A 25,951-nucleotide genomic window follows, 5' to 3' on the forward strand; every position below is an offset into this window, starting at 1 on the left:
GACACTGCCTTTTCCGCAAATACCCCGCGTGGAACCCGTTACTAGCCTTGGGAGTAATTCGTAGAACAGGGGGGCCTACCAGGGATGACAGTCAGAACACGGGGTTATGGGCTTGGCTTCAGCATCATCCTCACCCTCGCGTCAACCCTGCTGTGGGGGGTGGCCCACCTGGCCGCCGACCGCCGGAAGACCGGCCTCGCCCTCATGGTGGCGCACGTGGTGATGCTCGCCATGATCCTCACCGTGATCACCGTGTTCGGCAGCAAGCTGCTCCCGCTGGCCGTCCAGCCCGCCTGGCTCACCGCCTTCGCGATCATGATCGCCACGATCGCGATCATCTGGACGGGGGTGGTCATCTGGTCGTACATGCTGGTACGCCCGGCGCCCGTGAACCGCGTGGGCCGCGCGGTGACCAGCGCGCTGACCATCGCCCTGTGCGCGCTCATCCTGACCCCGGCCATCTACGCGGCCCGCGTGACCTACGTGTCGCGTGACGTGGTCAACAGCCTGTTCACCGCGAACGTCTCGCCCGTCGTGTCCCAGGATCCATGGGACGGCGCGAAGCGGATCAACCTCCTGCTCCTCGGCGCCGACGCCGCCCCCGGCCGGCCCGGGGTGCGCACCGACAGCATGACTGTGGCCAGCGTCGACGTCGCCACCGGCGCGACGATCCTGCTCGGCCTGCCGCGCAACCTGCAGCGGGTGCGTCTGCCGGAAGGTCCGCCCAGAGAGCGCTTCCCGGACGGCTTCACGGGCGCGGGCCCGGAGACTCCCGGCCTGCTCAACGAGGTGTTCCAGTACGCCGAGGACTATCCCGAGATGGAGCCCGGCATACGCAAGGGGCAGCGCGGCCCGACCCTGCTCAAGAAGACCATCAGCGGCATCCTCGGCATCCCCATCACCTACTACACCATGGTCGACATGAAGGGCTTCGCGCAGATCATCGACGCGATGGGCGGCGTGACGGTCACGATCAAGGAGCCGATCGTCTACGGCAAGTACCGCGAGGGCCTGCTGCGCCCTGGCACCCGCAAGCTCTCCGGGGCGGACGCCCTCTGGTTCGGCCGCTCGCGTACGGACAGCGACGACTACGTGCGCATGGGCCGCCAGAAATGCCTGCTCAACGCCGTCGCCAAGCAGGCCGACCCGGTCACCGTGCTGAACAGCTTCGAGAAGCTGGCCGTGGCGACGAAGCGCGCCATCTCCACCGACATCCCGCAGAACGTGCTGCCCGACCTGGTCGAGCTGGCGCAGCGGGTGAAGGCCAACAAGATCAAAAGCTTGAGCTTCGTACCGCCGCTGATCAACACGGTCTACCCCGACTGGAGCCTGATCCGGCGCGAGGTCACCCGGGCCCTGGCCGACCACGGCCCGAGCACCACACCCCCGCACGCCACCCCGCAGACGCCGAGCCCCGAGACCCCGATCGCCCTCGACTCCGCCTGCCGTTAGCCGCGCCTGAGCAGCAGCGTCACGAACCCGAGCAGGTCACGGTAACCGTCGAGCCACATCTTCCGGTGCTCCAGCGCGGCGGCCATCGCGGCGTCGCCGTCGTCGCCGGGGTGCCGCAGCGCCCAGTCGATGAGCGACCCGGTCCACGACCACTCGTAGTCGTACCACTCTCCCCGCTCGCTGACGTGGGCGTACACGGTGTGGTACCCGCTCGACTCGGCCTGCGCCACAGTGCCCGGCAGGTCCGCGTACTCGCCGATCTCCGCCTCGATCTCCCTGCCCGGGGGCCGCTCCCAGAACCCCTCGCCCACCAGCGCCAGCCCACCGGGAGCGAGCAGTCCGCCGATCGCCTCCATCGACGGCGTCAGCCCGCCGAACGCGTGCGTGGCACCGACACAGAGCACCAGGTCGTACGGCTCGGCCGAGGTGAAGTCCGTCGCGGACCCGTGATGCAGGGTCAGCCGGTCCGCCACCCCGGCCTCGGCCGCCATCCGGCGGGCGTCGGCGAAACCCGCGTCGGACAGGTCCACACCATCGGCTGTGGCGTCGCCGTACAACTCCAGGAGCCGGACGCTCCAGAACGCCGCACCGCAGCCCAGGTCCAGGATCCGCGCGCCGCTCGCCAGCTTGGCGCGGCGCAGCAGGCGGGTCAGGTTCGCCTCGCTGATCGGGGAGGCGATCGGGTGGTCGGCGTGCGCGAGGTGGCTGATCAGCTGTCTCTCCATATGGACAGATCCTAGTTATCCCCCTATACCAACTTGACGTGTAGGGATTGGGGGGGTTTCATATGCACATAGCCGACTTATTAAGTAGGAAATAGGGAGTAGAGCATGAACGCTCGCAGGGTGCTCGCCGCTCTGGCCGCAACCGCACTCACCGCGCTCGCGGCGGCCTGCGGGAGCAGCGCGTCTCCCGCCGGCGACGGCGCCGCCAAGGAACTGCGCCTCGGCTACTTCCCGAACATCACCCACGCCACCGCCCTGGTCGGCGTCGAGAAGGGCTTCTACGCCAAGCACCTCGGCGTACCGGTGAAGACCAGCACGTTCAACGCCGGCCCCGCCGCGATCGAGGCGGTCTTCTCCGGCGCCATCGACGCCACCTACATCGGCCCGAACCCGGCGATCAACGCCTGGGAGAAGTCCAAGGGCAAGGCCATCAACATCGTCGCCGGCGCCGCGTCCGGCGGCGTCTACCTGGTCGTCAAGCAAGGGATCAACTCCCCCGCCGACCTCAAGGGCAAGAAGATCGCCACGCCGCAGCTCGGCAACACCCAGGACGTGGCACTGCGCTACTGGCTGGACAGCAAGGGGCTCAAGACCGACACCAAGGGCGGCGGCGACGTCCACATCGTGCCCCAGGAGAACGCGCAGACGCTGCAGACCTTCGCGACGGGCGACATCGACGGCGCCTGGGTGCCCGAGCCGTTCGCCAGCCGCCTGGTCATCGAGAGCAAGGGCAAGATCCTGCAGGACGAGCGTGACCTGTGGCCGAACAAGCAGTTCGTGATCACCCACCTGATCGTCCGGCAGGACTGGGCCAAGGCCAACCCCGACCTGCTCAAGAAGCTGCTCGAAGCGCACGTCGAGGCCACCAAGTACCTCAACGACGACCCCGCCGCGGCCGCGCAGACCGTCAACACCGCGATCCAGAAGCTCACCCAGAAGCCGCTCAAGCCCGAGGTGCTGGCGAGCGCGTTCAAGAACATCACCTTCACGAACGACCCCATCGCCTCCTCACTCACCGGTAGTGCGGACCACGCCGTCAAGGTCGGGCTGCTCAAGCCCGTGGACCTGAACGGCATCTACAACCTGAAGCCACTCAACGAGGTGCTGGCCGCGCAGGGCCAGCAGTCGATTTCGGACAGGTGACGCACATGACGACGCAGTTGGTCGATCGCACGACGGCGGTCCGGCTGGAGGCCGTCTCCAAGGTCTACGGTCACGGTGGCAACGGACTGCTCGCCCTCGACAAGGTCTCGCTGTCGGTACGGCCCGGCGAGTTCGTCTGCCTCCTGGGTGCCTCCGGCTGCGGCAAGAGCACGCTGCTCTCGCTGGTCGCCGGGCTCGACAAGCCGACGCAGGGGGAGATCTCCACGGTCGGGCGGCAGGTCGCGATGATGTTCCAGGAGCCGGCGCTGTTCCCGTGGCTCACGGTCTCGGCCAACGTCGAGATGGCCTTCCGCGCTGAGGGCCTGTCCAAGCACGAGCGTCGGACCAGGGCGGCGGAGTTCCTCGACCTCGTGCACCTGGGCGGGTTCGGGAAGAAGCGCCCGCACGAGCTGTCCGGCGGCATGCGCCAGCGCGTCGCCCTGGCCCGCGCGCTCGCCCAGTCCTCCTCGTCGTCCTCCTCATCTGCGGAGGACGAAGGGGGCGCGGTGCTGCTGATGGACGAGCCGTTCGGGGCACTCGACGCGATGACCCGCGACCTGCTGCACGACGAGCTCGAACGCATCTGGCGGGAGCGGGCGCTGTCCGTCCTGTTCGTCACGCACAACGTCCGCGAGGCCGTACGGCTCGGCGACAAGGTCGTGCTGCTCAGCAGCCGGCCCGGCAAGGTGGTCGAGGAGTTCCCCGTCGAGCTGGCCCGGCCCCGCCGCACCGACTCCGCCGAGGTCGCCGAGCTGGCCGCGAAGATCACCGACCGGCTGAAGGAAGAGGTCCTGCGCCATGGCCACTGAAGGCTGGACCGCTCAAGGCCGGGCTGCTCAGAACAGGGCCGCTCAGAACAGGGCCGCGCAGGACAGGGCCGCTCAAGGCAAGGAGGCGAGTGATGGCCGTTGACACGCACGCGCGGCAGATCGCCGGGCTCGACGCGCTGGAGCTGGCCGGTGACCAGCGCGCCGGGATAGCGTCCCGCGTCTGGGCGCGGGTCTGGCCGATGCTGACCGCGATCGCGCTGGTGCTGGTCGCCTGGCAGCTGGTCGTGCTGAGCGGTCGCTGGCCCGAGTACGTCTTCGCCGGGCCGATCACCACGTTCCAGGACCTCGGGCACCGCCTCGGCGACCCCGAGTTCTACCAGGCCGTGGGGACCACCATGCGCCGGGCCGTCACCGGCTTCGCGCTGGCCGTGCTCGTCGGACTGGTCGTCGGTGCGGCCGTGTCGCGGGTGAAGGTGCTGCGGGCCGCCTTCGGCGCGCTGATCACCGGCCTGCAGACCATGCCGTCGATCGCCTGGTTCCCGTTCGCGATCCTGCTGTTCGGGCTGACCGAGAGCGCCATCACGTTCGTGGTGATCCTGGGCGCCGCGCCGTCGATCGCCAACGGCCTGATCACCGGCGTCGACTACACGCCGCCGCTGCTCCTGCGGGCCGGGCACGTGCTCGGGTTCCGGCGGTTGCAGCTCTACCGGCATGTGATCCTGCCCGCGTCGCTGCCGTCGTTCCTGGCGGGGCTGAAGCAGGGGTGGGCGTTCGCCTGGCGCTCGCTGATGGCCGGTGAGCTGCTGGTGATCATCGCTTATCAGTCGTCGCTCGGCGAGCAGCTGGCGATCTCGCGGGAACTGTCCGACTCGCCGGGACTGATCGGCACGATGATCGTGATCCTGGTGATCGGTATAGTGATCGACATGTTGTTCGAGGCGGCCGACAGCGCCTTGCGGCGGCGCTGGGGCCTTAATCCGGTGTGATGCGGGTCTCCGCGCGAACCGATTACGCGCTGCGGGCGGTCAGCGAATTAGCCGCCGCACCGCCGGGGCCGGTGCCGGCCGAACGCATCGCCGTGGCCCAGAACATCCCGCGCCGCTTCCTCGACAACATCCTGCTGCAGCTCAGACGGGCCGGGCTTATCCACAGCCTGCGCGGCCCCGACGGCGGCTACTGGCTGGCGCGCCCGGCGGAGGACATCACGCTCGCCGACGTGATCGCCGTCATCGAGGGCAAACCCGAATATCCGGCGCACGGTGGCTATCCAGGTGTCGCGGGGCCCTTGGCCGACGTCTGGAGCGCGCTGCGTGAGCACGAGGAACGACTGCTGACCGAGGTCACCTTCGCTCAGATCGTCTCGTCCAGGTTCTCGGCGTAGTAGGAGATGGCCCTGACGTAGCCACCCGCCCGGTCTGACTCGGCGACGACCGTGAGCAGCGTACTGACGGCCTCGCGCGCCCGGCCCGCGTTGTAGAGCGCCATGGCGTTGAACGTCCGCAGCCCCGCGTCGCCGGGGAACTCCGCCAGCCCCCGCTCGAACGTCTCCAGCGACTCCGCGACCCGCCCCAGCACCCGGTAGGTGCTGCCCAGCCCGAGGAAGGCGCCCAGCCGGTCCTCGGCGCTCAGCCCGTCACCCGCCAGCGCGCGTACGTAGAACGGCACCGCCTCGGCCTCCAGGCCGAGCGCGTCGTGCACCCACGCGGCCTGATAGGCCACCTCGGCGTCCTCGGGATGCCGCGCCGCCAGAGCGACCAGGAGCTCGCGGGCCTCGTCCCGCTCGCCCGCCTCACGCAGCCCCACGGCCCGCGCCAGCTCCTCGCGCACGCCCACGGCCGACGCCAGTTCCTCGCGCACGCCCACAGCCTGCGCCAATTCCTCGCGCAGCCCCACGGCCGGCGCCAATTCATCGTCACGCACGCGCTCAGTGTGCCATGATGAGCGTGACCTGAAACGGTAACGGTTTTCATAATCATCAGGAGGGTGCTCGTGAGGGTGGCGTTCGTCGGGAAAGGCGGCAGCGGCAAGACGACGATGTCGGCGCTGTTCGCGAGATACGTGGCGAGCCAGGGCGGCCCGGTCGTGGCCGTGGACGCCGACATCAACCAGCACCTGGCCCTGGTGCTCGGGGTCGAGGAGCCGCCGGAACCGCTGGGCTCCCGGCTCACCGAGATCAAGGAGCTGCTGCGCGGCGACAACCCGCGCATCCTCTCGGCCCAGGCCATGGTCAAGACGACCCCGCCGGGCCGGGGCTCCCGGCTGCTCAGCTTCAAGGACCTGGCGACCAGCGAGTTCGCGGTCACCACGAGCGAGGGCATGCGGCTGATGGTGACCGGCCCCTTCAGCGCGGACGACCTGGGCGTGGCCTGCTACCACTCCAAGGTCGGAGCCGTCGAGCTGCTGCTCAACCACCTGGTGGACGGCCCGGGCGAATACGTGGTGGTCGACATGACGGCCGGGGCCGACTCGTTCGCCTCGGGGCTGTTCACCCGCTTCGACCTGACGTTCCTCGTCGCGGAGCCGACCAGGCAGGGCGTCAGCGTCTACCGGCAATATCGCGACTACGCCGCCGATCACGACGTGCCACTCGCCGTGATCGGCAACAAGGTGCACGGCCAGTCCGACGTCGACTTCCTGCACGACCAGGTGGGCGACGACCTGCTCACCTGGATGGACCACTCCTCCGCCGTCCGCGCCATGGAGCAGGGCCGCCGCTTCGCCCTCGACGACCTGGAGCCCGCCAACACCGACGCGCTGGCCATGCTGCTCAAACACCTCGACGCGCAGACCAAGGACTGGGTCCGATTCGGCCGCCAGGCCGAGGAGTTCCACCTGCGCAATGCCCGGTCCTGGGCCAACGCCAAGACCGGCCTCGACCTGGCCGACCAGATCGACCCGGAGTTCGTCTACGGCGGCTGCCCGACCACATGACTGTCCCCTTCGGTCGTCTGGAAGCCCCCACCGAGTCCACCTAGCGTTCGAATCAATCCCCGTTGAGAGGAGACAGCATGTCGCTGACCGTTCCGAACGATCTACTCGATCAGGCCAGAGCGGGCGAGGTCGACGACGCGGCGTTCGTCGCCTGCGTCCGCGACTCTCTGCCGTACGCCTGGTCGGTGATCAGCGAGCTGGTCCAGCACCGCGACAGGACCGGCGCCGACTTCGCCGACAACCAGGTGCCCCCACCGGACGAGGAGGCCCGCGGCCAGCTCCTGCGCTGCCTGGCCAGCGACTCGATGCGGGGCGCCCTGGAGCGCCACTTCGGCATCCGCCTGGCCTTCCAGAACTGCCATCGGGTGGCGGTGTTCTCACCGAAGGCCGCCGACGCGTTGCGAGAGTTCGTCACTCCACGCGCACAGATCCTCAACCAGAAACCCGAGCTGGTGGACTGCTGATTCCCCCTGTGGCGGGCCGGTTCTCCCGGCCCGCCGCTTTACGTCTTACAAACCTAACAACGCTTCCACGTTTCTCATCGCGACAACGTTTGCTTCCACGTCATGTACGCGCACAATCCGCGCACCCTGATACACGCACATCGTGTTGTCCGCGATCGTTCCCTCTTTCAGTTCCGGGGTCTTCAGGCATGTCGGCCACGTCAGATGCACTGCCTCGGTGCCACCGGTCTGAGCGGGCGGTGGCCGCCGATGAGTCGGTGTGGGTGGTGATCTTCCCCGTCAAATCCGCGTGTTGAAGCTTCTTGCCGCCAGATCACGGACGTAGCAGCTGAGCTGGGTGCCGTCCGGAGCTTGGATCTGTGTGACGTAGCGGAAGCCGGCCCGCTGTGCGACGGCGACGGACGCGGCATTCTCCGGTTCCACCCTGATCACTCCCTGCGTCACCCCTTGTGTGGCTGCATATTGGCAAACCAGGTGGACCGCACGGGTTGCGAGGCCCCGACCCCGCCATTTCGGGTAGAGCCCGTAGGCGATGTTCACCTGGCCGTCGGCCAAGTCCTCCAGCCCGAACCGCAGGTCAATGGTGCCCACCAGGGCCGCCTGGGTGTCGACATGGATCCCGAAGGCGCGCAGCGGACCGTCGTCGCTCCACTGTTGCATGCACTTTCGAATGTATGCCTCGGTTCCAGCTCGAGTGCTCGGGCCCCCGTTGAGCCACCACACCAGTTGATCGTCCTCGCCAGCCAGGTGCGCATCCAGGTCATCCAGACACAGCGGCGACAAAGTTACGACGCCGTCCGACAATTGCGAGTCGCTCATCTGCCAACTAGTAGTTTGTCCAGAACCTCACCGGCAACCGGATATCGAAACGTCGCTTGGTCGTCCGCAGAAGACCTACGTCGGCCGGGTCGCCTTGTACTTGTCGTACTGCCTGGAGCACGGAGTCGACGAGAACACCAGCCTGCTCACCCTGATCTCAGACCTGGAGGCCCGGCTCGCCGAGCCGACATCAGGCTGACCAGGACAAACTTCGCGTCGTGGACAGGAGGAGGAACACCCGCTGGCTAGACGTCGTCCGGGTGGATGAGTCTCCCCGAAGCGAACAGCGCATTTTCTGGCCTCCATCCCTGGCAGTAGTCCGGGTCGTCGACGAACTGCAGCGTCAGGGACCGAACATGCAGGCACGGCCATGCTTCGACGTTGATGTCGTTGCCGAACCCTCCTTGGGGGATCTGCGAGCAGGCGCAGCACCCCGTGAACCACAGTCCTCGCTGCTCCACACGGCCGCCGCCCGAGAAGATATATGGGGCGCACATTCGCCGGGGCTCATGGACGACGAGCCGCTCAAACCCCGCCTCATCCAGCCGCTTCAGCAGAAAATCGAGCAGCTCCTCCACAAACGGCCCAAAGCGCGCCACTTCGGCATCATCCCATCAGGTCCATGGTGGCCGACCCGCCCCGGTGGAGCGCCCTTGCGCTGGACGCCCGATGATCTCCACGTCATCTCGCGTTCCCCGTCAGTAGCGCGTCCCACATGGCATTTGCCGCATGGAGGGACCAGCGATCACTCTCGTGAATGACGCCCTTCCCACCTCGGAGAGCCGTCCGGCGGATGAAGCGCAACCCGCCGAGCGCGACCAGTTCGTAAACGACCTCTTCGCAGTCGCAGGTCCACCGCAAGACCCGCCCGGGCGGCTCGCCCCCGCGCGGAGGGTGCCATGCCAGCCGGTCGTAGTGCGACTGCGCAGCTGGGATGTGAGGTGCCATGCGATGAGGGGGAAACGGCCACTGACTCATCACCCAACTCATCCCCTCACCTCATGCCCGGTGTACGCGGCCCCGACCGTCACGCCTTCCCCGGCGCAGCCAGGCGCGGCCTGACCCGTGAACGTCTCCGCCCAGACCGCGCGCTGTCCCGCACCCAACAGGCGCACGCCCCATCTGAGGGAGACCTGCTCGACCAGCCACAAACCCCGCCCATGACAGTCGTCACCGCCGGACACCCGCGCTCGAGGGACCGTGTCCGCCCCGTCATCGGTCACCTCAACGCGAACGATCTCGGCATCAACGGCGACGACCTCCACCGTCACCACCCCGCCATGCAACCCGGAAGCGGTGTGGATCAGCGCGTTGGTAATCAACTCGCTGACGATCAACCGCACATCCTCCACGACCCGATGCCCTGCCGCGGCCAGCATCGCCCCGACGCAGTGACGAGCCACCGCCACCGACTGCGCCACCCCCGGCAACACGACTTCACCAAGAAACCGCTCCTCCACCGCGCCACCTCCCAGACCCGCGTAGCCGCGTCAACGTCGTACGCACCCACCAACCCCGACCGCGCCCCCAGGTGAAGATCCACCGCTTCCCCCTGAAGGCTGCCCTCACGTACGGAGAACCCCGCGCCCGTGCCGGACGGACCGAACGAGACGCCGTCCACACAATCACCGCCGCATTCCTGGGGCCATCCATCCGAGATCTTGGCCTGTCACGATAACCCCAGTCATATGACCGAATTGTCCATTCACCGTCAAGGCCACACTTAGAACTAACGCCTTGCGCTTCCAGAATGCCTGCGAAGAAACTTGTGTAGTAGACGAAAGCGGCGCACAATCGGGGCCCAAAACACCCCCACGAGAGGGGCTAACTGTCAATACTTGTCAAAGATCTGTCGCGCTGAGGAGACACAAGGGGAGGACGAACATGGCCAACGATCTTGACCCACGCCTGACGGCAGCTCAGCGCTTTGGCAAGGAGCTCGCCCGCGTTCGCAAAGAGGCGAACATGACACAAATCAGACTCGGCAAACACCTGGGCTGCTCGTCATCGCTCATAGCGCATCTCGAAAAAGGTGACAGGACCCCGAAGCTCGACCTTGCCGCAGGGTGTGACGAGATCTTCGGGACAGGTGACCGGTTCAAACGACTATGCCGCAATATCACCTCTCCCACCGGTCCCGACTGGTACATCCGTTGGACAGAGGAAATCGAGCCCTACGCACGGGTGCTCCGAAGTTGGGACCCCCTCCAGATTCCCGGCATCCTCCAGACGGAGGCATACGCGCGAGCCGTCTTTCGCGGTGGCCTATTCACTTCCGAGCAGGACATACAAGACAAGGTTGATGCCCGTATGCGGCGTAGGGGCATCCTCCTACGAGACAAGTCGCCCACCTTGCTCGTACTCCTGGACGAATGGGTGCTTCGTCGCCCCATCGACGGCGCCAAGGTTATGGAGGAGCAGCTTGATTACCTGCTCACCGCCGGGGAACTCCCCAACGTGACGATACAGATCGTCCCCTATGACACCACTTGCACGACAGGCTTGATGTCCGCATTCATGATTGCCGAGCTTTCCGACGCCCCGACCACTGTCTCAGTAGACTCCGCAGCAAAGGCGGAAGTCTCTGCAGATCATAAACTCGTTTCTCTGATCTGGGACATCTATGACAAACTACGCACAGAGGCGCTCCGCCCCGGTCCGTCTCTACAGATGATCAAGGAAGCGCGGAACCAATGGAAGCAGCAGACCTGAGCGACATTGACTTGTCCGGGGCCATCTGGCGGAAGAGTTCCCGGTCCGGCTCAAACGGCGGCCAGTGCGTCGAGGTCGCAAGCAACATCCCCGGAATCGTCGCCGTCCGCGACAGCAAGGACCGTGGCGGCCCCGCACTCACCTTCACACCCGGCGAGTGGAGAGCCTTCCTGGGCGGCGTCAAAGACGGCGAATTCGACCAACTCGGCTGACTGCACCCGGCAGCGCGACTCTCATCTTCCACTCAGCCGCTGACCTGCGGCAACACCTCTGCGCCCAGGCGGTGGATGTTCTCCAAGGTGCGCCGGTGGTCGCCCATACCCTCGACCATGAGGATGAGGTGCTGGATCCCCGTCGCTTCCGACGTGCGCATGATGGACTCCACGCATCGGTCCGGCGAGCCGACCGGGTGGACGCTGGTCAGAAAGTCCACATATGCCGAAATATCCCGCGATGGTGGTTCTCTGTTGTCCACCGGGATGTAGCCGGCGAGGCCGGGCTTCAGCCAGCGCGGCAAGGACTCCTTCAGGTCGTTTCGGGCTTCGGCCGTGGAGTCCGCCACGTGGGCGACGGCCGCTGCCATGTGAGGGGCTTGAGCCGTTCCCCCGTGAGACTCATACATGGCGATCATCGAGTTCTTCTGCTGGTCGTCGATGTGCATGCCGAGCAGCATCGGGAGGTCGCGGGTCGCGGCCAGTTCCACGGTCGGCGGCGAGGTGCACGCCACGACCGGGCGCAGCCTGGTCGGCGGCACCAGCGGGACTTCGCGGAAGCTGAAGAACTCCCCCGCCGCCGACACCCGCCCACCCGAGAGCGCGCCCAGCAGTACGTCCAGCGACTCCTCGAAGCCTCGCTCGAAGCGCTCCAGCCCGGTGCCGAACACTTCCAGGTCCACCCACGGGCCGCCCCTGCCGACGCCCAGCGTGAACCGGCCGCCCGACAGGTGGTGCAGCATGGCTGCCTGTTCAGCCAAAGCAACCGGGTGCTGGGTGGACAGGACGCTCACTGCGGTGCCGACGCCGATGCGGCTGGTCCGCCCGATCGCCACGGCCGCCAGTGTGGTGGCCGAAGGGCAGACGCCATACGACATGAAATGGTGCTCGGCGATCCAGGCATCGGCAAACCCGGCCTCTTCGGCGGCCACGATGAGCTCAAGGGCATTCGCCAGCACATGCTCTGATTTCTGGTCCGGAAATTGGGCCACGATCAGAAAGATCCCGATTCGCACCCCACCGATGATGACCGATTCCCGGAGCACGGGACACCGCTCAGGGCTACGTACCAGAGAAGGCAGGTCACCGTCCCGGCCCCGCTCAGGGGGAAGTACAACCTGGGCGAAGGCGACGAGGTGGAGGTCGTCGACACTCTGCGGATCACCCGGAGCGACGACACCCTGACCCGGGGCGAGCCGCCGTCCGCTCCTACCGCCTGCTGACCCGCCACGCGCACCACTTCCGCACCTACCTCCCAGAGTCGAGTTGGTCTGCCCCGACCAAGCGCCTGTGTCACATCTCAACTGTTGATCTTGCTTGTGGTGACGGTGCGTTATTACTGAGTTGATGAGCCGTCCGCGCAGTGGGTTGCGCGGGTGTCGCGCGAAAACCGTTCGTCCACGTGTAGGTCATGAGCCGGGCGGCCCGGGGCGCTGCCATCGCCGATCAGGGCCGCCCGTGATTGAACTCCTCGGGTCAGCGGTAGTCGTTCTCCTTCAGTTCGATGACCCAGGCACGACGCTCGGCGATCTTGCCGTCGCGCATGACGAACACCTCCGCCATAGACATGCGCATCTCGCCGCCAGCGACTCGCTTCACCGTCCCGGTGAGTTCCGCCATGACGACATCGCCCTGCTCGACCATGCGCACGACCTCCAGGTGAGGAGGATCGATGAGTCCGGGCGGGCCGTCGATGGCCTTGTCGTAGGCGTCTTTGCCGGTCAGATGGAAGGCGCCGAAGACGGTCCACTCGATGTCGTCGGTCAGGCAGGACAGGATCTGCTCGTGATCGTTCTTACGGAAACCGTCCAGGTAGGTGTTGACGGTCTCGATGTTCCGTGACATGGCTACTCCTTCGAATCGGGGGCCGTCCGGGGAGGCGCCGCCGTGCGAACCGGCGGTCCCCCGCGGGTAGGTCGGAGCGGCCAGAGCGTTCTCGACATCACTTCGACAACTAACCCTGAACACCAGCATCCACACCGCCGGACTAGTTGTTCTGTCCCGTGAGGTTGGGTACGCGGCTGGCGGGTGAAAGGCCGTTCAGTGCGGTGTGTCCGCGGTGGTGATTGTAGGTGTGCACCCAGGCCGGTAGGGCGGCGCAGCGGCCAGCCGTCCTCGACCACGCAGCGGGCCAGGCGCAGACGCCCGAGTTCGGTCAGCGGCGCGTTACGGTGGGGCATGAGGGCCTTTCTGGTTCGGTGGTAGATGTCGCAATCCACACCAAACCGAAGGCCCTCACCCAATTACAAGATCATCGAAGCCATGTCGCCCCGTACTCAACCTCTGTGGTCAGTACAACTAGCCGAAGAGGGTCGCCTGGCCCTCGCCCACCGCCGGATCCCGGTGCCGCTTGAGGTGCCGCCAGCGCGGCAGGTCGTCCAGGTAGGACCACGACAGCCGATGGTGCTCCGTGGGCCCCAGACGGGCCAGCGCCTCCTGGTGGACCGGTGACGGATAGCCGGCGTTGTCCGCGAAGCCGTACTCCGCGCAGCCGATCGTCCCCATGTAGGCGTCGCGGCGTACCTTGGCCAGGACCGAGGCGGCCGCCACCGAGATGCTGGCCGAGTCGCCCTTGACCTCGAGGCGTACCGGCCACGGAGCGCCGATGTAGTCGTGCGAGCCATCGAGGATCAGCGCGTCGGGCCGCAGCGGGAGGGCGGCCAGGGCGCGGCGAGCGGCGCGGCGCAGGGCCTCCGTCATGCCGAGCTCGTCGACCTCGGTGTGGGTGGCGTCGCCGAAGCCGATGCCGACCGCCCACGACTCCAGCTCGGCGGCCACGGTCCCGCGCTTGGCGGCCGACAACTGCTTGGAGTCCGTCAGCCCAGCGGGCGGATCCGACAGGTCGGTGACGACGGCGCACACCGTCACGGGGCCGGCCCAGGCGCCCCGGCCCACTTCGTCGAGGCCCGCGACCGTGGTCGTGCTGCGCTGCGCGAGCAACAGGTGCTCGATGTCGTAGGAGGGCGCCATGGGCACCAGACGTTATCGCTCCGCGAGGCGTACCGGATCCAGATCGGCGGCGAGGTAGCGCGCCGCGACGTGGATGGCCCGCAGGGTCACCGACACCGACGGGCGATGGACGCTGGAGCCGCGCGCGACGGCCAGCACCTCGCGGCCCACCGGGTTGCCGGCGAACTGGCGTACGGCGATGCCCCGGACACCGGCGGCCAGCGCCAGCGCGGGCACGGCGGCGATCCCGATGCCCTTGGCGACCAGCGACAGGATCGTGCCCAGCCCCTCGAACTCCCACGGCGTCGGCCTGGTGCCGCCCACGTCCACGAAGAGCCGGTCGACCGCGAGGCGCGACGGCTCACCGTCCGGGGTGGCCATCCACGGCTCGTCACGCAGCTCGCGCAGGTCCAGGGGTACCTCGGGGTCGGCCAGCCGGTGCTTGCGCGGCACCACCAGCACCAGCGGGTCGTACAGCAGCGGGAACACCCGCAGGCTGTCGTTGTCGCCGACCCGCCCGTACCAGTCGTCCACGAGCGCGATGTCGACCTCGCCCGACTGCACCTCCCGCATGCCCCGCCCCGACCGGCTCTGCCCGAGCCTGAGCGTCAGCTCGGTGTAACGGCGCAGCGTGCGGGCGAGCGCCGGCGCGAACGCGACCGCCGCCGTGGGGAAGGCGGTCAGCACCACCCGGCCGGACGGCGAGGCCGCGTGAGCCGAAAGGTCGGATTCGGCCTCCTCGACCATGGACAGGATGCGTTCGGCATGGGTCACCAGGCGGCGGCCCGCGTCGGTCAGCTCGGCGCTGCGCGCCGTCCGGTCGATCAGCGCGGTTCCGGTCTCACGTTCGAGGGCGACCAACTGCTGGGACACGGCCGAAGGACTGTATCCGAGCGACTCGGCGGTCGCCGCGATGCTGCCTCGACGGGCAAACTCGCAGATCAACACCAAACGCCGTAATTCGAGCATCGGACTTCCTTACGCCTACCCACAAAAAGCCTCGCTTGTGCTGATGCCTTCATCAAACCACGCTGGGAACGTGACAACCATGACGGTTACCCTCTCCGCCACGCTGGCGGCCAACGAAGAGATCGAACGAAGACGAGGCGCCGGGCAACGGGTGCTGCACCTCGCCTTCGGCGAGGCCGGCCTGCCCGTCCACCCGGCGCTGCGCGACAAGCTGGTCGCCGCATCCGAACGCAACGGCTACGGGCCGGTCGCGGGAGCGGCCGACCTGCGGAGCGCGGCGGCGGGCTACTGGACACGTCGGGGACTGCCCACCGACCCCGAACTGATCGTCTGCGGACCTGGCAGCAAGTCCCTGCTGTACGGCGTGCTGCTGGCCATCGGCGGCGACATCGTCCTGCCCATGCCCAGCTGGGTCAGCTACGCGGCGCAGGCCGACCTGGTCGGTGCCCACCCGATCCTGGTTCCGCCCCCGGCGGGACAGGGCGGCGTACCAGATCCCGAGCGGGTGACCTCGGCCGTGCTGCACGCTCGCGCCCAGGGCAGGACCGTCAGCTCGGTGCTCGTGACGCTGCCCGACAACCCCACCGGGCGCCTGGCGTCCTCGCAGACCATCCAGCGACTGGTGGAAGTCGCCCGCGAGCTCGACCTGTACATCATCTCCGACGAGATCTACCGGGACCTGCTGCACGACCCGCTGCTCCCGTTCACCTCGCCCGCCGACCTGGCGCCCGAGCGCACGGTCGTCACCACCGGGCTCAGCAAGAGCCTGGCACTGGGCGGCTGGCGGATCGGCGTGGCCAGGCTGCCGGACGAGGCGTACGACCTGCGCGCCCGGCTGCTCGCGGTGGCGAGCGAGATCTGGTCCGCCCCGGCCGCCCCCGTGCAGGAGGCCGCCGCCTACGCCTTCACCGACCCGCCCGAGCTGGTCGAGCGCATCGTGCGGAGCCGGAGGCTGCACGGAACGCTCGCCCACGCGGTGCGGGACAGGTTCGTGGGGATCGGCGCCTCGGTGCCCACTCCCCAGGGCGGGTTCTATCTCTATCCGGACCTGAGCCACCTACGGCTCGGCGGCTCGGCCGAGATCACCCGCATCCTGCTCGACGACCACGGCATCGGCGTGCTGCCCGGCCACGCGTTCGGCGACGATCCCAGCGCCGCGCGAGTGCGGGTCGCGGTGAGCCTGCTCTACGGGGACACCTCGGAGGAGCGCCTGACCGCGCTGAACAGCCAAGATCCACTCCAACTGCCGTGGATCGCGGCCAATCTCGACCTGCTGTCGATGGGCTTGACAGAGCTCTCGCTGCGTCAGCGGAGCCCGGTGCGTGAACTGCACCCGGCGCTCGTGCCGACGCCATGTCACAGTTAGGCGAAACTTTGTCCACGGGCCGGTGCGGTGACCCCGCAATCGGCCCGCTGAGCTGCATAAACACCCAGGTTGCAACAAGCTGCAAAGAATGCTGGACGAGACCTGTTCTCCGGCATACCAAGCAGCCTCCATCATGTGCTCATGCCCGCTCTTGTCACCTTGTCCGGGCGCCTCGTGCGCCTGGAACCTCTCAGCCTCGCGGTGATCGACGACCTCGTCGCCGCGGCGAGTGAAGACCGCTCCACGTATGCCTTCACCCGTGTCCCGGCCGGCCGGGACGAGATGGTCTCCTATGTGGAGGCCGCACTGGCTGAGCAGGCGGAGGGCCGCACGCTGCCCTTCGCCGTCCGGTGGCTGAACACCGACCGAGTCGTCGGTGCCACCCGTCTTATGCACCTGGAGTACTGGCAGGGCCCCATGCCCTGGCCGCCGGGTACGCGGGGCGTGGTGGGCGAGGTCCCGTCCGTGGCCGACATCGGTTACACCTGGCTGGGCGCCTCCGCCCAGGGCACGGGTGCGAACCGGGAGAGCAAGTTCCTGATGCTCTCGCACGCCTTCGAGACGTGGAACGTCCACCGCATCACGCTCAAGTCAGACGTCCGCAACAACAGGTCGCTGGCCGCCATAGCCGCCTTGGGCGCGCATTTCGACGGGATACGCCGGGCGGAATGCAGGGGCGCCGATGACACCGTCCGAGATACGGCGTTCTACTCGATCCTCAACTCTGAATGGCCCGGGATTCGAGAACGCCTGGCCCAGAGGCTCGGCCTCGCCGAAGCAGCATAAGCACCATCCGCCAAGGCCCCGCCGTACGGCGGGGCCTGTGTCTTGCTATATGCCCAGGGTCATGGCCGCCCCCGTGGTAATTGGGGCCATGTCGCTGCTGACCCTCAGGATCCGTCGCCGGACTCAACACTCGATTAACGACCGATCAACGCTTCGGTTAACGAATGGGCGGATGCCTATGTGTTGGGCAAGGATGGACCTATCATTTGGTAACAAATCTTTCCATTGCGTTGGAGACAGGCGACATGACTGGTCAGAGCGTCGAAGGCGAGCTGAGATTCGCCGTGCTCGGTCCCGTCCGCGCGTGGCGCGATGGCAAGGAAGTCGACCTGGGCACTCCGCTGCAGCGCTCCATTCTCGCCATGCTGCTCCTGCGCGAGGGCCGTGCGGTGACTCCGACCGAGATGATCGACGCGGTCTGGGGCGAGGAAGCGCCGCCGCGCGCCCTCGGCGCCCTGCGTACGTACGTCTCCCGGTTGCGCACCGTCCTGGAGCCCGGCAGGGCCGCCCGCTCGCGGCCCGAGCTGCTGACCTCCGTCGGCCGCGGGTACGCGCTGCGGCTGCCCGAAGGAACGCTCGACCTGACCCGGTTCGAGCGCGTCACCCACGAGGCCGAGGCCGCGCGCCGGGCCGGCAAGCCACGTGAGGCCGCCCAGGCTCTGCGGGCCGCGCTGTCGCTGTTCGAGGGCGAGCCGCTGGCCGGAGCCGTCGGGCCGTACGCCGAGCACCAGCGCGACCGGCTGGTCGAGCGCCGGATCAGCGTGGTCGAGACGCTCATGGACGTGGACCTGGAGCTGGGCGAGCACGCCGCGGTCGTCTCCGAGCTGATCGCGCTGACCGCCGAGCACCCGCTGCGTGAGCGCCTGCGCGCCCAGCTCATGCTGGCCTACTACCGGTGCGGCCGGCAGGGCGACGCGCTGGCCGTCTTCACCGAGACGCGCGAGGCGCTGATCGAGGAGCTGGGCATCGAGCCCGGCCCCGAGCTGACCACGCTGCACCAGCGCATCCTGGCCGCCGACCCCACGCTGACCGTCGCCGAGGTGGCCGAGGAGGAAGGGGCGCGGGAAGAGGAGGAGCCGACGCTCCACCTGCCGCGTCCCGCGCAGCTGCCCGCCGCCGTGAACGACTTCACCGGGCGCATGGAGATCGCCGGGCGGCTGCGTACCCTGCTGGCCTCGCAGTCGGCCGCCGAGGGCGTGCCGGTGGCCGCGATCTGCGGGATCGGCGGGGTGGGCAAGACCACCCTGGCCGTGCACGTGGCGCACGCGGCCGGCGACCTGTTCCCCGACGGCCAGCTCTACGCCGACCTGCGCGGCTACACCGACGAGGCGACCGGCCCCGAATCGGCGCTGGGCGCGTTCCTGCGCGCGCTGGGCGTCCCGTCCGACGTCATCCCCGAGCGCCTGGCCGAGCGGTCGGCGCTCTACCGCTCGCTGCTCGCCGAGCGGCGCATCCTCGTGCTGCTCGACAATGCCCACGACGCCGAGCAGGTCAGCCCGCTGCTGCCGGGCTCGCCGGGCTGCGCGGCCATCGTCACCAGCCGCCACAAGCTGGCCGACCTGCCCTCTGCCCGGCTGTTCGATCTGGACGTGATGGAGCCGGACGAGGCGCTGACGCTGTTCGCCTCGGTGGCCGGGCCCGAGCGGGTGGCGGCCGAGCGTGACGCCACCATGGACGTGGTCGCCGCCTGCGGGTTCCTGCCGCTGGCCGTACGGATCGTGGCGGCCAGGCTGGCCGCGCGGCCCTCGTGGACGGTCGCCTCGCTGGTGCCCCGGCTGGCCGACGAGCAGCGCCGTCTCGACGAGATGCGGGTGGGCAACCTCGCGGTCGAGGCCACGTTCGCGCTCGGCTACGGGCACCTGGACACCGCCCAGTCCCGGGCGTTCCGGCTGCTGTCGCTGCCCAACGGGCCCGACATCTCGGCCCATGCGGCGGCGGCCGTGCTGTCGGCGAGCGTGTTCGACACCGAGGACCTGCTGGAGTCGCTGGTCGACGCCAGCCTGCTGGAGGCGCCCGCGCCGGGCCGCTACCGCTTCCACGACCTGCTCAAGCTGTTCGCCCGCCGGACGCTGGAGAAGACCGAACGGCCGCAGTCCCGCACGATGGCGCTGCGCCGGCTGCTCGGGTTCTACCTGGCCTCCGCCCAGTCGGCGCACCGGCTGGCCTACGAGGGCAGCATGATCGCCGACAACCTCCAGGTGGACGGCAGCGGGCTCTCGTTCAACTCCGTCGGCGAGGCCGTCGCCTGGCTGGTCGCCGAGGGCGATTCGCTGTTCGCCGCGATCAACCAGGCCGCCGCCACCGCCCGTGCCCCGGAGCCGCTGCTGCCCGCAGGCGACCTGCTGGTGGCCATGGAGCCGCTGCTGGAGTCCGGCACCCACACCCGTGAGTTCGACCAGGGCACGCGGGCCGTGCTGGCCACCGCCAAGCGCATCGGCGACACCGGCAGTGAGCTGCGCGCCCGCTACGTGCTCGGCCGGGTGCTGTTCGCCAGCAACCGGCTCACGCAGGCCGAGGAGCAGTTCAGGATCGTGCACGAGCTGTCGGTCGACCGCGGCGAGAAGGTCGTCACCGGCGAGGTGATGAACGCGCTGGCCGTCGTCGTGGGCCGGCAGCGCCGCCACGCCGAGGCGCTGACCTGGTTCGACTCGGCCATGCGCTGGTATCGCGAGAACGGCGTACCGGCCGGCGAGGCGCTCGTGCTCAGCTACTCGGCCCGCGACCACCTCGGCCTCGGCCGCCCCGAGGACGCGATCGCCGCGGCGGAGAAGGGCCTGGCCATCTTCACCGAGATCGGCAGCGGCGCCGGCACCGCCCGCGCCCGCTACCACCTGGGCATCGTCCTGTCGCGGGTGGGCCGCATCACCGAGGCCGTCCACCACCACGCCGAGTGCCTGGCCTTCTTCCGCGCCAGCAAGCAGCGCGTCTGGGAGCAGCGGGTCTGCTCGCGGCTCGCCGAGACGTTCATCGCCGCCGGGCGCTACCCCGATGCCGTACGGCACGCGGAGCAGGCCCTGGTGGTGTCGAGGGAGATCGGCCATCCCTATGGCGAGGCGCTCTCGCTGATGGTGCTCGGAGAGGCGCTCAAGGGCATGGGCAGCGCCACGAGGAGCCATGACTGCCTACGGCAGGCCTTCGAGATCTTCTCGATGCTCGGCGCCCCCGAGGCGGAGGACCTCAAGGCCCGCCTCGCCCAGACCCCGGTCGTCGATCCTGTTGTCGGTCCCGTCAACGAGCCCGTCAACGAGCCCGTCGTCGAGCCCGTCGTCGAGCCCGTCGTCGAGCTCTGAGTACAGCTCGTCGTCCAGACGTGTCATCCACACATGGTTGATCAAGGCTGTCCCTTTGGGAGTCACGGAGCCCCCGTGATCCATACAGTGCCGCGATTGCTAGCCCGGCCGGCCATCTGACCGTCACGCGTCGCTAGGGGGCCCGGTTTTCCGGATGCTCCGCGTAACGGCTAGCCGCCTCACATCGACGACCGGCCGGACCCGACACGAGCCTCGAACCCCCCGGGCCCGTGTCTTGCTGAGAAGCCTCCACCCGGGCGGTCAACATCCGATCAACGGTCGATCAAAGCAGGAAATAACCCTCGGCTATCAGCGGCCGGATGGCGTCGGGGTGCAGGATCTCGCCGTCGCCGACCAGCTCGGCGATGACGTTGAGCAGCGGGCCGAGCGCGAGGTCGCCGTCGCAGACGCCCGCCAGGGCCGCCTCGACGGTGCCGACCTCCCTGCTGCGGCGCAGGCCGTCCGTCTGGCGCAGCACGATGCGCATGGGGTCTTCCGCGCCGGGCAGGCCGATGCGCTCGTCCAGCAGGCCCGCCACGGTCCGCAGGTGCGCTGAGTCGAGGAAGCGCACCCGGTGGGCGGTCGCGATGGAGTCGAGCACGCGGTCGACGTAGTCGCCCACGGGCAGCGTGACCTGGTGGGTGAGCTGCTCCACACGGACCACCGGGTCCAGGGTGCCCGCGTTGCGCATGGTGATCCAGCCGAAGCCGATGCCCCGCACCTTGTGCTCCTCGAACCAGGCCAGCCAGCGGTCGTAGTGCTCGGTGTAGCCGGGGGTGCCCTGCACGGCGGCGTCCCTCAGCCACAGCTCGACGTATTCGGCCGGGTCCTGCACATCCCGCTGGACCACCCAGGCGTCGCAGCCGGTCTCGCCGAGCCAGCCGCCGACGCGGTCGCGCCAGTCCTCGTCCTCGACGTGCAGCCAGTTGGCCAGGAAGTGGGCCTGGCCGCCTGGATTGAGGAAGCGGGGCGTCTGACGTACGAGGTCGCGGCAGAACGCGTCGCCGTCGGCGCCCGTTTCCCGATAGGTCAGCTCGCCGCCGGGTGAGATGACGAACGGCGGGTTGGAGACCACGAGGTCGAACAGCTCCCCCTCGACCGGCTCGAACAGGGAGCCGGCCCGGGCGTCCACACCCTCGATCCCGGACAACCGCCAGCTCAGCCGGGCCAGCTCCAACGCGCGCGGGTTGAGGTCGGTGGCCACGATCTCATCGACGCGGTCCGCGAGGTGCAGCACCTGCACGCCGCAGCCCGTACCGAGGTCGAGGGCCCGATGGACCGGGCGGCGGGTGACGAGCTGGGCCAGGTTGGCCGAGGCGCCGCCCGCCCCCACCACGTGGTCGGGGCGCAGGGCCGGGTCTCCGGGCCGCACCTTGCGATGGGAGACGACGTAGCCGCCGGTCTCCCAGGGCTGGAGGTGCACGGTGGCCCGTACGCGGTCACCGTCGGCGGCGACCAGGCCCGATGCGCAGGCCTCTTCGAGAACGGTGGCCGGGAACCGCGCGGCCGGGACGTCGACGCCGAGCCACCAGAGCCGGATCAGGGCGGCCAGCGGGTCGTCGTCGTCCGTGGCCCGCAGCGCCGGGACCAGCTCCTCGCGGGCCAGGGCCGAGGCCGCCATGGCGCCCAGCCGGTCGCGGACGCCGTCAATCGTGTAGCCGGTCTCGAGGAGGTGATCGCGCAGTCGTTCCACGAGACCATCCTTTCACCGCAGAATCCCGCGCATGATCCGATACCTACAGTAATCATACTGTTACCGAAACATCCAAGCCGTTTGCAAGTGGCGAACGATATCTCTATGGAGACCCACGTTCGAAGAGGAGCGGATCCATGCAGATCCCTTGCCTGGCCTGCGAGTCCCGTTTCTGGCCCGACGACTACTTCCGCGCCTGCTCCGACTACGACCGCGGGCTCGACCTCGTCTCATGGACCTGCCCCAACTGCGGCAACCGCGACGACCTGCGCGTGCTGCCGGGAGAGCTGGGATTCGGCTACCCCTGCCGGGGCCGGTTCGACGTGCACGCCCGGGTGCGCGTGCCGGGGCTGCGCAGGCAGCGTGGCGACCTGCGGCTCGACATCTCGCTCGACACGGCCTGCTGGCGGGTGCCGTCCCGGATCAGGGCGGTCTCTAGCGTTGGCGCAGGCTCTGCCAGGCGGCCTCACCGAGGCCTTTGATCTCCTCGTCCGTCGGCGTGTGGGCGCCGGCGAACCACAGCCGGCACATCTCCTGCGCCGGTCCGAGCCACAGCACGTAGCACATGGTGGGGTGCACGACCTGGAGCTGGCCGTTCTTCATGTGCGGCCGCCACCAGTCGGACACCTGGCGGAAGAAGGCCCGCCTGGCCTCCGCCACCTCGGCGCCGCCCGGCTCGGTCTTACGCGGCGGGCGCTCGCTGACCAGCAGCCGCGCCCGCTCCGGGTGCTCGCCGGCCCAGCGCATGTGGAGGGCGACGACGGCCTCGATGCCGTCGCGGGCCTCCTGGTGGTTGACCAGTTCGGTGAGGAAGGCCGCCTGGTAGGCGGCGAGGATCTCGGCGTACAGGACGCCGAAGACGTGTTCCTTGCTGGCGAAGTGGTGGTAGAAGCTGCCGACGCTTACACCGCTCTCCTCGCGGAGGCTGGCCAGCGTGGTGGCCGACACCCCGTCCTGGCTGAATCGGCGCAGGGCACCTTCGATGATGCGGGTGCGCCCGTCGCGTCCGTTCTTGGCACTCTTCACACTGTCAATGGTGTAGCACCAGAACCTTGTTCCGCAAATACCCCCGCCTGATGGATCATAGCGGTCACCGCGACCGACCCGGAAGTCACCTTCATCTGGGCGTCGGGCCAGAGCCTGCGGATCAGCCGGAGCACCCGCCTGTTCTCGCCCAGCACGTCCATGCCGACCGTCTTCGCCCCTCGCACCGCGGCCCTGATCAGCAGCGTGTTGATCAGGTGCGGCCCGAGCCCCTTGCCCTGCCACTCGTCGGCGACCACGACGGCGATCTCGACGTCGGTCACATCGCCCCGGTAGCTCATGGCGTGGCCGATGATCTCACCCTCCAGGGTGACGACCAGGGCGTCCCTGCGCTCGTCCACGGCGATGAGCACGCGCACCAGGCCGGCGGCCGGGGCGCTGAACCCGGTGAAGAACCGCAAGGTCTGGGTGTGCAGCGACAAGCGGGCGAGGAAGCGCCGGATCCGCTCGTCGTCGTCGGGCCGGGCCGGCCGGATCTGAGTTCCCAACATGGACTCAGCTTGCCCTTCCACGCCTGGGTCTGTCAATTGAACTCAGGTATGATGTGACGCATGAAGTTGGCTTTCCAGGTGAACAACTGCTCCATCGAGCGCACCCTGGACATCGTTGGCGAGAAGTGGACCTTCCTCGTGCTGCGCGAGGCGTTCCGCGGCGTACGCAGGTTCGCCGACATGCAGGCGACCACTGGCGCACCGCGGCAGGTGCTCAGCGCGCGGCTGGCGCGGCTGGTCGAGGAGGGCTTGCTGCGCAAGGAGCCCTATCGCGAGCCCGGCCAGCGCCAGCGCGACGAATACCGGCTCACCGAGAAGGGGCGTGACCTCTATCCCCTGCTCGTGGCCCTCATGCACTGGGGCGACAAATACCTGGCCGACGACGGCCCACCCGTGGTGCTGACCCACCGCGACTGCGGGGCGCTCATCGAGCAGCACTTCCGCTGCGCCGAGGGGCACGAGGTCGCGGGGCCCCGCGAGGTGACCCCCCTGCCCGGCTCAGGCGCCGAGCTGAAGACCGCGTAGCCCCCGGGTCAGGCGTCGCGCTGGAGGGCGCGCAGGCAGAGCCGGAAGTCGATCAGCGTCAGAAGCGCCGCGCCCGACAGCAGCACCGCGACGGCCGTGGTGCGCACGATCAGGTACGTCTGGATCGTCTGGCTGAGCAGCAACCAGAGGCTGAGCGAGGCGTTGCCGAGCTGCGCGCATCCCCACACGAGCGACTGCCTGGCGAAGAAGCGCCGCATCACCGGCCGCTCGATCACGTGCTCCGGCAGCGGCACGAGATCCTCCGCCACCCGCTGCGCCAGCGGCCTGCGTAGCCGGGCCGTTGCCAGGAACCCGGCACTGGCGCAGAAGACGCCCAGGGTCGGCTGCAGGAAGAAGATCACCGCACTCCCGGACAGCAGGGCGAGCACCGCCCTGACGGTGACCGTGCCCGCGGCCAGCAGCACCGCCCCCGGCACCGCCTTGCGCCTGGCCAGCCGCCAGACCACTCCCGCGTACACCCAGGCCACAGCCACGACGATCCCGCCGGTGATCCCGGAAAGGATCATCCCGACGTAGAAGACGGCGACGGGCAGGATCATGCCCTCGAGCACACGGGGCACAGCATGGCGCACCAGACGGCCGAACCGGGGCAGCTCGAACGCGGGCGCCTCGGACGGCGCGGCAAGCACGGTCATATGGCTATTGAGGCGCTCTCTGGAGGGGGAGCTCAGGGGACGAATCCCGACCGTACGCGATGAAGTGGCTTTCGGTAAGAGTTTCGACCAGATTGCGATTAGGTCACTTTCCGGCGGACCGAGCCAGGTGAAGGAGCATCGGCCCGGGTGCCTAGGCTTGAGGGGTGTACCGGTTCCTGCTCACGCCCCGCTGGATCGCGCTCCACATCGTGGTGCTGCTGGTGATCCCGGCCTTCGTGTTTCTGGGCCGGTGGCAGTTCGGCCGGTTCGAGGAGCGCTCCGCCAACAGCACGCTGGTCACCGCGAACCTGGCGGCCGATCCCGTGCCCGTCGAGAGCCTGGTGAGCCAGGGGCTGAAGGAGTCGGACCGGTTCAGAGCGGTCACGGCGTCGGGGAGCTACGACCCGGCTCACGCGCTGGTGGTCCGCAGACGGCCTCAGGAGGGCCAGCTGGGCTTCTACGTGCTGACCCCGCTGGTCACCGGTCCGGGCAAGGCCGTGCTCGTCAACCGGGGGTGGGTGAAGGCCGGGGCCACCGCCGACGCGCCCCCCGAGGTGCCTCCGCCGCCGACAGGTCAGGTAACTGTCACCGGAAGGCTACGTCTCAGCGAGACCGAGGAGACGGCCGGGATCAAGGACCGCCCTGGTCTGCCGGCCGGTCAGGTGTTGCTCATCGACACCGGGAAAATAGGCAAGGCGCTCCCGTACCAGCTCGTGGGCGGTTACGTGGACCTGATGAAGCAGCAGCCGGAGGCGGCGGCCGCGCCCGTGCCGGTGCCCGCGCCCGACGTGGGCGCCGGAGGCGGCCTCAACCTCGCGTACGGCGTGCAGTGGTGGCTGTTCATCGGCGTGGCCGTCGGCGGCTGGATCCTGCTCATCCGGCGCGAAGTGGCTGACAGGAAGGCCGCAGAGGACGCGCCGGTCCAGGAAGTCGGCGCGCCCAGCACTTAAGGTA

Annotated in this window: 29 protein-coding genes and 1 pseudogene; 16 read left to right on the forward strand and 14 right to left on the reverse strand. The window is 68.6% G+C overall.

Annotated elements, in window-relative coordinates:
- The first annotated feature begins 84 nt into the window (after positions 1-84).
- The gene (locus KME78_RS41345) at positions 85-1,452 is read left to right on the forward strand and encodes an LCP family protein (RefSeq protein ID WP_219534973.1); all 1,368 of its coding nucleotides are present in this window, start codon (positions 85-87) and stop codon (positions 1,450-1,452) included.
- Here the strand turns inward: KME78_RS41345 and KME78_RS41350 are convergent.
- On the reverse strand, positions 1,449-2,177 hold the full coding sequence (locus KME78_RS41350; protein WP_219534974.1) for an SAM-dependent methyltransferase: 729 nt from the start codon (positions 2,175-2,177) through the stop codon (positions 1,449-1,451). The genes KME78_RS41345 and KME78_RS41350 overlap by 4 nt on opposite strands.
- Before the next feature lie 105 nt (positions 2,178-2,282).
- Here KME78_RS41350 and KME78_RS41355 point away from each other — a divergent pair, with 105 nt between their 5' ends.
- The 4 genes from KME78_RS41355 (at position 2,283) to KME78_RS41370 (ending at position 5,471) form a co-directional block, all read left to right on the forward strand.
- A complete protein-coding gene (locus tag KME78_RS41355) occupies positions 2,283-3,320 on the forward strand; it encodes an ABC transporter substrate-binding protein (protein ID WP_219534975.1) in 1,038 nt (345 codons plus the stop codon).
- A gap of 5 nt (positions 3,321-3,325) precedes the next feature.
- Entirely contained in the window at positions 3,326-4,129 is an 804-nt protein-coding gene (locus KME78_RS41360) for an ABC transporter ATP-binding protein (protein ID WP_219534976.1), read from the forward strand.
- Positions 4,130-4,221: 92 nt separating this feature from the next.
- A complete protein-coding gene (locus tag KME78_RS41365; RefSeq protein ID WP_219534977.1) occupies positions 4,222-5,076 on the forward strand; it encodes an ABC transporter permease in 855 nt (284 codons plus the stop codon).
- Positions 5,076-5,471 carry an RrF2 family transcriptional regulator gene (locus KME78_RS41370; RefSeq protein ID WP_219534978.1) on the forward strand — a complete coding sequence of 132 codons (396 nt, stop codon included), beginning with the start codon at positions 5,076-5,078 and terminating at the stop codon, positions 5,469-5,471. Before KME78_RS41365 ends, KME78_RS41370 begins: the two co-directional genes overlap by 1 nt.
- On the opposite strand, the gene KME78_RS41375 is transcribed toward KME78_RS41370, so the two are convergent.
- On the reverse strand, positions 5,441-6,010 hold the full coding sequence (locus tag KME78_RS41375; RefSeq protein WP_219534979.1) for a tetratricopeptide repeat protein: 570 nt from the start codon (positions 6,008-6,010) through the stop codon (positions 5,441-5,443). The genes KME78_RS41370 and KME78_RS41375 overlap by 31 nt on opposite strands.
- 69 nt (positions 6,011-6,079) lie before the next feature.
- On the opposite strand from KME78_RS41375, the gene KME78_RS41380 reads away from it, so the two are divergent.
- Both KME78_RS41380 and KME78_RS41385 read left to right on the forward strand, forming a co-directional pair.
- Positions 6,080-7,021 (forward strand): ATP-binding protein, encoded by a 942-nt coding sequence (locus KME78_RS41380; RefSeq protein ID WP_219534980.1) that lies wholly within the window; start codon positions 6,080-6,082, stop codon positions 7,019-7,021.
- Between the two features lie 77 nt (positions 7,022-7,098).
- A complete protein-coding gene (locus KME78_RS41385) occupies positions 7,099-7,485 on the forward strand; it encodes an SCO5389 family protein (RefSeq protein WP_219534981.1) in 387 nt (128 codons plus the stop codon).
- A gap of 279 nt (positions 7,486-7,764) precedes the next feature.
- Here KME78_RS41385 and KME78_RS41390 read toward each other — a convergent pair whose 3' ends face one another.
- The 3 genes from KME78_RS41390 to KME78_RS41400 all read right to left on the reverse strand — a co-directional run bounded on the left by KME78_RS41390 (position 7,765) and on the right by KME78_RS41400 (position 9,764).
- The gene (locus KME78_RS41390) at positions 7,765-8,304 is read right to left on the reverse strand and encodes a GNAT family N-acetyltransferase (protein WP_219534982.1); all 540 of its coding nucleotides are present in this window, start codon (positions 8,302-8,304) and stop codon (positions 7,765-7,767) included.
- A gap of 245 nt (positions 8,305-8,549) precedes the next feature.
- Positions 8,550-8,903 (reverse strand): hypothetical protein, encoded by a 354-nt coding sequence (locus KME78_RS41395; protein ID WP_219534983.1) that lies wholly within the window; start codon positions 8,901-8,903, stop codon positions 8,550-8,552.
- A 387-nt stretch (positions 8,904-9,290) separates the two neighbouring features.
- The gene (locus tag KME78_RS41400) at positions 9,291-9,764 is read right to left on the reverse strand and encodes an ATP-binding protein (protein ID WP_219534984.1); all 474 of its coding nucleotides are present in this window, start codon (positions 9,762-9,764) and stop codon (positions 9,291-9,293) included.
- A 424-nt stretch (positions 9,765-10,188) separates the two neighbouring features.
- On the opposite strand from KME78_RS41400, the gene KME78_RS41405 reads away from it, so the two are divergent.
- Positions 10,189-11,016, forward strand: coding sequence for a helix-turn-helix domain-containing protein (locus KME78_RS41405; RefSeq protein WP_219534985.1), 828 nt, complete (start codon positions 10,189-10,191; stop codon positions 11,014-11,016).
- Complete coding sequence (locus KME78_RS41410) at positions 10,998-11,228, forward strand: DUF397 domain-containing protein (protein ID WP_246653055.1); 231 nt, start codon at positions 10,998-11,000, stop codon at positions 11,226-11,228. Before KME78_RS41405 ends, KME78_RS41410 begins: the two co-directional genes overlap by 19 nt.
- 32 nt (positions 11,229-11,260) lie before the next feature.
- Here KME78_RS41410 and KME78_RS41415 read toward each other — a convergent pair whose 3' ends face one another.
- Complete coding sequence (locus KME78_RS41415; RefSeq protein ID WP_219534986.1) at positions 11,261-12,244, reverse strand: LLM class flavin-dependent oxidoreductase; 984 nt, start codon at positions 12,242-12,244, stop codon at positions 11,261-11,263.
- Here KME78_RS41415 and KME78_RS68210 point away from each other — a divergent pair.
- Entirely contained in the window at positions 12,212-12,451 is a 240-nt protein-coding gene (locus KME78_RS68210; RefSeq protein WP_372455053.1) for an AbrB/MazE/SpoVT family DNA-binding domain-containing protein, read from the forward strand. The two genes, KME78_RS41415 and KME78_RS68210, sit on opposite strands and share 33 nt — an antisense overlap.
- A gap of 253 nt (positions 12,452-12,704) precedes the next feature.
- Here the strand turns inward: KME78_RS68210 and KME78_RS41420 are convergent, their stop codons facing one another.
- The 4 genes and pseudogenes from KME78_RS41420 to KME78_RS41435 form a co-directional block, all read right to left on the reverse strand.
- Positions 12,705-13,073, reverse strand: a complete 369-nt coding sequence (locus tag KME78_RS41420; protein WP_246653057.1) for a nuclear transport factor 2 family protein — start codon at positions 13,071-13,073, stop codon at positions 12,705-12,707.
- A 142-nt stretch (positions 13,074-13,215) separates the two neighbouring features.
- Positions 13,216-13,317, reverse strand: a pseudogene (locus KME78_RS41425) (IS481 family transposase); the annotation flags it as partial.
- A 209-nt stretch (positions 13,318-13,526) separates the two neighbouring features.
- Entirely contained in the window at positions 13,527-14,198 is a 672-nt protein-coding gene (rnhB, locus tag KME78_RS41430) for a ribonuclease HII (protein WP_219534988.1), read from the reverse strand.
- Between the two features lie 12 nt (positions 14,199-14,210).
- Entirely contained in the window at positions 14,211-15,146 is a 936-nt protein-coding gene (locus KME78_RS41435; RefSeq protein WP_219534989.1) for a LysR family transcriptional regulator, read from the reverse strand.
- Between the two features lie 79 nt (positions 15,147-15,225).
- Between KME78_RS41435 and KME78_RS41440 the strand changes: the two genes are divergently transcribed.
- The 3 genes from KME78_RS41440 (at position 15,226) to KME78_RS41450 (ending at position 20,588) form a co-directional block, all read left to right on the forward strand.
- On the forward strand, positions 15,226-16,512 hold the full coding sequence (locus KME78_RS41440) for a pyridoxal phosphate-dependent aminotransferase (protein WP_219534990.1): 1,287 nt from the start codon (positions 15,226-15,228) through the stop codon (positions 16,510-16,512).
- 141 nt (positions 16,513-16,653) lie between these two features.
- The gene (locus KME78_RS41445) at positions 16,654-17,298 is read left to right on the forward strand and encodes a GNAT family N-acetyltransferase (RefSeq protein WP_219534991.1); all 645 of its coding nucleotides are present in this window, start codon (positions 16,654-16,656) and stop codon (positions 17,296-17,298) included.
- Between the two features lie 245 nt (positions 17,299-17,543).
- Positions 17,544-20,588: an AfsR/SARP family transcriptional regulator gene (locus KME78_RS41450; RefSeq protein ID WP_219534992.1), complete on the forward strand. Its 3,045-nt coding sequence runs from the start codon at positions 17,544-17,546 to the stop codon at positions 20,586-20,588.
- Positions 20,589-20,871: 283 nt separating this feature from the next.
- On the opposite strand, the gene KME78_RS41455 is transcribed toward KME78_RS41450, so the two are convergent.
- Positions 20,872-22,281, reverse strand: coding sequence for a DUF7059 domain-containing protein (locus KME78_RS41455; RefSeq protein ID WP_219534993.1), 1,410 nt, complete (start codon positions 22,279-22,281; stop codon positions 20,872-20,874).
- Positions 22,282-22,418: 137 nt separating this feature from the next.
- Here KME78_RS41455 and KME78_RS41460 point away from each other — a divergent pair, with 137 nt between their 5' ends.
- Positions 22,419-22,763 (forward strand): hypothetical protein, encoded by a 345-nt coding sequence (locus KME78_RS41460; protein WP_219534994.1) that lies wholly within the window; start codon positions 22,419-22,421, stop codon positions 22,761-22,763.
- Here KME78_RS41460 and KME78_RS41465 read toward each other — a convergent pair.
- Both KME78_RS41465 and KME78_RS41470 read right to left on the reverse strand, forming a co-directional pair.
- Positions 22,717-23,307: a TetR/AcrR family transcriptional regulator gene (locus tag KME78_RS41465; RefSeq protein WP_219534995.1), complete on the reverse strand. Its 591-nt coding sequence runs from the start codon at positions 23,305-23,307 to the stop codon at positions 22,717-22,719. The genes KME78_RS41460 and KME78_RS41465 overlap by 47 nt on opposite strands.
- Positions 23,304-23,816, reverse strand: a complete 513-nt coding sequence (locus KME78_RS41470; protein WP_219534996.1) for a GNAT family N-acetyltransferase — start codon at positions 23,814-23,816, stop codon at positions 23,304-23,306. Before KME78_RS41470 ends, KME78_RS41465 begins: the two co-directional genes overlap by 4 nt.
- A gap of 60 nt (positions 23,817-23,876) precedes the next feature.
- On the opposite strand from KME78_RS41470, the gene KME78_RS41475 reads away from it, so the two are divergent.
- Positions 23,877-24,341: a winged helix-turn-helix transcriptional regulator gene (locus tag KME78_RS41475; protein WP_219534997.1), complete on the forward strand. Its 465-nt coding sequence runs from the start codon at positions 23,877-23,879 to the stop codon at positions 24,339-24,341.
- 8 nt (positions 24,342-24,349) lie between these two features.
- On the opposite strand, the gene KME78_RS41480 is transcribed toward KME78_RS41475, so the two are convergent.
- Positions 24,350-24,997 (reverse strand): VC0807 family protein, encoded by a 648-nt coding sequence (locus tag KME78_RS41480; RefSeq protein WP_219534998.1) that lies wholly within the window; start codon positions 24,995-24,997, stop codon positions 24,350-24,352.
- A gap of 164 nt (positions 24,998-25,161) precedes the next feature.
- On the opposite strand from KME78_RS41480, the gene KME78_RS41485 reads away from it, so the two are divergent.
- Complete coding sequence (locus tag KME78_RS41485; protein ID WP_219534999.1) at positions 25,162-25,947, forward strand: SURF1 family cytochrome oxidase biogenesis protein; 786 nt, start codon at positions 25,162-25,164, stop codon at positions 25,945-25,947.
- The last annotated feature ends 4 nt before the right edge of the window (positions 25,948-25,951 follow it).

It is taken from the genome of Nonomuraea guangzhouensis (genome assembly GCF_019396345.1).
GTDB lineage: Bacteria > Actinomycetota > Actinomycetes > Streptosporangiales > Streptosporangiaceae > Nonomuraea > Nonomuraea guangzhouensis.